The sequence below is a fragment of the Pseudomonadota bacterium genome (assembly GCA_030860485.1).
GTDB lineage: Bacteria > Pseudomonadota > Gammaproteobacteria > JACCXJ01 > JACCXJ01 > JACCXJ01.
This window is the reverse complement of the sequence record JALZID010000390.1, coordinates 1-3,521: the sequence shown is the minus strand read 5'-3', so window position 1 is coordinate 3,521 and position 3,521 is coordinate 1. Positions and strand designations below refer to the sequence as shown.

The following is a 3,521-nucleotide window of genomic DNA, read 5'->3' as shown; positions in this document are numbered from 1 at the left end:
CCCCCCCGCCCCCGTATCCGCCCAGCCACCGGCGTGTCCTCCCCCCATGTCCGCCCGCCAGCGTGTCCATCCAGCAGATCGGTAACGTCGCTCACCTCCCTCCCAGCCCCCCCAGGGTTGCCGGGTTATTGCTCTGGGCATGTGTCCGGATCTCCTCGGACGAAAACAGGCACGCGATCTCTCTCTGTGCCGTCTCGGGGCTGTCCGAGCCGTGCACCGCGTTGCGGTTGGTCGCGGTCCCGAGATCGGCGCGGATAGTACCGGGCGCCGCCAGCTTCGGATTAGTATGGCCCATGATGGCGCGGTTCCTGGCCACCGCCTGCTCACCCTCCAGCACCATCACCACCGACGAACCCGAGGCCATGAAGGCCGTGAGGTCTTCATAGTAGGGCTGGCCCTCGTGTCCCCCATAGATCCCCAGGAACTGCTGCCGGGAGAACACCAGCATCTTGAGCGCGGCCACCCGGAGCCCGTCCTTCTCGAACCGGGAGATGATCTCGCCGATGTGGTTCTTGTGCACTGCATCAGGCTTGATGATGGAAAGGGTAACTTCAACTGTCATGAAGAGATCCTTGAAAAGGATAGGAGAAAGACCCGCCGCCCGCACCCCTTATTATAGGTTCGAAAGGGCTTTGGCGAAACCTCTCCGGATCGCACCCGACCCCGCCTCGCCGCGTCGTAAGGGCGCGTGGTTCATGCCGAGGGGCACCGCACGGGCGCGGATCTTAACCCCAGGTGGCGCGCGGCGCTGCCCATCCCCCTTCGATCCGCGACCTGCTCACCAGGTTCCAGCGACCTGTTCATACCGTATCCTTCAGTCGCTAAGATGCCCCTCTGCAGCCCCGTGACCCGGGCTTCGCAGAGCAGCAGGAGGAAAAGCATGATCTTTCGGCAACTCTTCGACCCCGATTCCTCCACCTACACCTATTTGATTGGCAGCACCGGCATGAAAGAGGGAGTGCTCATCGACCCCGTGGACGGCCATCTGGAGGATTATCTGGAGTTGCTCCGGCGGCTCGGGCTCAGGTTGAAGTACTCGATAGAAACACACGTACACGCCGACCACATCACCGCGAGCGGCCGGCTGCGACAGCGCATCGGTGCCGAGACCGCGGTGAGCCGACTGTGCGGGACCATGGGTGCGGATCATCAGCTCACGGGTGGTGATGTGCTCGGTTTCGCCGCCGGGGAGGAGATCAGCGTGCTGGCGACCCCCGGCCACACGCCGGGCAGCAGCTCGTTCCTGTGGCGGGACCGGCTCTTCACCGGCGATACCCTCCTCATCAACGGCTGTGGCCGCACGGATTTTCAGGGCGGCGACCCCGGGGCGCTGTACGACAGCATCACCGGGCGTCTGTTCGCGCTGCCCGCCGAGACCCTGGTCTACCCCGGCCACGATTACCACGGCCGTCGGGTGAGCTGCATCGGCCAGGAACGCGCCATCAATCCGCGCCTCGCCGGAAAGACACGCGAGCAGTTCATCGAGATCATGCATCGTCTCGAACTCCCTAAACCACACCGCATCGACGAGGCGGTCCCGCGAAACCGCCTGTGCGGTCTGCATGAGGAAGAGGTGCGCCAGGGGTGATGGTGCGGAGCCGCGACGCTCTGGATCTCGGACAACGATTCCCGGATAACCGGTGCGTTGCGGTGAGCGCCCCGCAGCGCCCGCGATACGGTGAGCAAACATCCGCTTTGTTGGCACCGGGTTTCGCCCCTCGACCCGGTCTATCCGAGGGATCCCGGTCTATCCGAGGGCTCTGTCATGGCCGTTTGCGCATGCGCGCCACCCGCTGACCATCCGTTTCCCGCACTCGCAGTCGCTCGACGGACTGCTCGATGCGATCGAGCTGCGCTTGCAGATCCCTGATCTCGTGCCCGAGGGCGCCTTACGCTCCACCTTCTCCACGTCCCGACGTACCAGGAAGGCGGCGAGGTTGGCGCTGATGAGCGAGAAGAAGACGACCCCCAAGAAAGTCAAGACCCCACCGATGAGGCGCCCCGCGGTGCTCTTGGGCACGACGTCCCCGTAACCGACGGTGGTCAAGGTCACCCAGGCAAACCACATCCCATCCCCGATGGAGGAGATCGCCGGGTCCACCTGGCTGATGAGGATGCCCGAGACCACCGTGATGACGATAGCGATCAAGAGCGTGTAGCCGAGGTGGTTGCGCAGGAGCACCTGTCGCACGCTGGGGATGAACTGGGCGAGGAGCGCCAGCAACAGCAACAGTCGGAGTTGCCGGAGGAGCCCGACCAAGGGCGTATAGTCCCAAAGGATCGGGAACCCGGCTAGGATGATCGCGACGTTCATCCAATTGTCGACCAGATAGCTCCTTCGATCGCGAACGAGGGAAACGAGCACAACCGTCTCCAGGAGAAAGAACAGCCAGATAACTCAGTCCGATAGGCGGAGAAATCGGGGACGCAATTCTCCGGCGGCCTCGAGATACCATATAAATATCCACGAGGCCACGAGCAGCATGGGCCACTCAAACCGTTTGCCCCAGCGGATCGCGGCAGCGCTTTCGTGGGCCGCGACGCCGGAGAGGCCGACGAGCTTATGAAACTTCATACCGGGCGTAGTGCAGGATAAGGGGTGGCAGAAAGGCAAGTCTGGCAGAGCCTCCCATGGCCAGTGTGGCGGTGGTCCCGGCGTTGTAACGCGCTTGCATCGCAGGGGGGCCGAGCATAATGAGATCGGGCCTCCGTCAGGGGCGCATATTGGTTGTCCGGCCGCGCGCCGTCAACGTGGCGGGATCCGACCGGTTAGGCGCCTGGCGTTCGGGTGCTGGACATCGGGCCGCGGGAAACGCGGGACATGATCTATGGGAGGCTGCCCGTCGGATCGCTCGGGGCCTTCGCCTATGCCTTGAGTCAACGCGTCCCGCTCGGCCTCGATGTGATCCGGGACCGCAAGGCGCTGTTTAGAGAGCGTGCCGGCCGGATCGAGAACGTCTACACCTTGAAGGTCCTGAACATGGACGCGTGGCCCGACCTCCACCCGAGGGGATCCCCGGATTGGACCTGTCTGCGGACGAGCCGATCGAGGCGGAGGCCGGCGCGGTCGTCGAGGTACCGGTGCGCCTGATCGGAGAGCCGCGCCTCAAGTCACAAAGGATCATCGCGGGGGAACGACGTCGGGAAGGGGCAAGACGACGTTTCCGGGGTGCGGAATGACATCTACACGGCTGGCAACGTCGTTTACGCCGCTGCGGACGACGTTTCGGTAGACCGAATCTGCCGACGGCGCGCGCAGGCACTTGAGCGAGAGTCGATGTCGGGTGGGTCAGCGCGGCCTCCCGGACGGCGGGTGGCGCGAATACTGCCCCGCTTCCATGCGGATGCTGTAATACCGCCGCATTTACCCTATCTCCCGTACCCGGTGGGCTTCGTCATCTTGTGCTGACTCGCCCGGAGACTGAGCCTTCTATGCGATTTCTGTCCGTCGGCTCGCACCTTTGCGCTCGGGCTTCCTTCAGACCACCCCTCGCGGGATTGCCCTTGCCATCGGCTAGTAG

Annotated in this window: 5 protein-coding genes; 2 read left to right on the top strand and 3 right to left on the bottom strand. The window is 64.0% G+C overall.

Going from position 1 to position 3,521, the window contains the following annotated elements; translation table 11 throughout:
• Nucleotides 1–91: 91 nt before the first annotated feature.
• Complete coding sequence (gene ndk, locus M3461_23930) at nucleotides 92–562, bottom strand: nucleoside-diphosphate kinase (GenBank protein ID MDQ3777185.1); 471 nt, start codon at nucleotides 560–562, stop codon at nucleotides 92–94.
• 318 nt (nucleotides 563–880) lie between these two features.
• Here ndk and M3461_23925 point away from each other — a divergent pair, with 318 nt between their 5' ends.
• Nucleotides 881–1,588, top strand: coding sequence for an MBL fold metallo-hydrolase (locus M3461_23925; protein MDQ3777184.1), 708 nt, complete (start codon nucleotides 881–883; stop codon nucleotides 1,586–1,588).
• A 159-nt stretch (nucleotides 1,589–1,747) separates the two neighbouring features.
• On the opposite strand, the gene M3461_23920 is transcribed toward M3461_23925, so the two are convergent.
• Nucleotides 1,748–2,314 (bottom strand): potassium channel family protein, encoded by a 567-nt coding sequence (locus tag M3461_23920; protein MDQ3777183.1) that lies wholly within the window; start codon nucleotides 2,312–2,314, stop codon nucleotides 1,748–1,750.
• 84 nt (nucleotides 2,315–2,398) lie between these two features.
• Nucleotides 2,399–2,575, bottom strand: a complete 177-nt coding sequence (locus tag M3461_23915) for a hypothetical protein (protein MDQ3777182.1) — start codon at nucleotides 2,573–2,575, stop codon at nucleotides 2,399–2,401.
• Nucleotides 2,576–2,821: 246 nt separating this feature from the next.
• Here M3461_23915 and M3461_23910 point away from each other — a divergent pair, with 246 nt between their 5' ends.
• Nucleotides 2,822–3,091: a hypothetical protein gene (locus M3461_23910; GenBank protein ID MDQ3777181.1), complete on the top strand. Its 270-nt coding sequence runs from the start codon at nucleotides 2,822–2,824 to the stop codon at nucleotides 3,089–3,091.
• The last annotated feature ends 430 nt before the right edge of the window (nucleotides 3,092–3,521 follow it).